Consider the following 630-nt stretch of genomic DNA (forward strand, 5'->3'; position numbering starts at 1 on the left):
CTCGAATACGAAAAACGACGCTCTGATCTCCGGCTTGATCGGCGCGGCAACGGGGCATTGTGAGGCGCTTGTCCAGCGCGCATTTGTCCCGCGGACGTTCCAATGGGTGCTGCCGTGCTGGCGGCCGGTGATCGAGATCCCGATCGCGCCGGTCACCTATGACGCGGTCCATTCGATCAAGTTCGTCGATTGGGCAACCGAGACGCAGCAGACGCTCGATCCTGCGAGCTATGTCGTGCAAACCGCCGGCGATAGCGTCCGCATCTTTCCGAAATTCGGCATGTCCTGGCCGCTCGCGTTCTCGCACGCGCCGGAGCCGATCGTCATCGAATTCGATGCCGGTTACGAGGATATCGACGACCTGCCGGCGGTCGTCAAAACCTGCATCATGCTGCAGATCCGGCATCTCTACAGCATCGGCGAGACAAATCCCGCGCTGGTGCGCGATCTCGTCATCGGCGTCAGCGACAAGGCCTGGCAGCTCTCGCCGGACGTCAAGACGCTGATCCCTGACGCCGTGACGCTGCTCATGCTATCGGAGGTCTGGTGATGGCCGATCGCATCCTCAAGGCGCCGCGCAACGCGCGGACGCTACTGTTCTGGCCGGCGAAGGCGCCGGAGGAGGTCGTC

At 63.0% G+C, this 630-nt stretch carries 1 protein-coding gene; it reads left to right on the forward strand.

Going from position 1 to position 630, the window contains the following annotated elements; all coding sequences use genetic code 11:
* Positions 1–550 (forward strand): head-tail connector protein (locus tag AC628_RS41810; protein ID WP_074132587.1); only part of this gene is annotated, 550 nt, incomplete at its 5' end.
* Positions 551–630: the final 80 nt, after the last annotated feature.

Source organism: Bradyrhizobium sp. NAS96.2, from assembly GCF_001908235.1.
Taxonomy (GTDB): domain Bacteria; phylum Pseudomonadota; class Alphaproteobacteria; order Rhizobiales; family Xanthobacteraceae; genus Bradyrhizobium.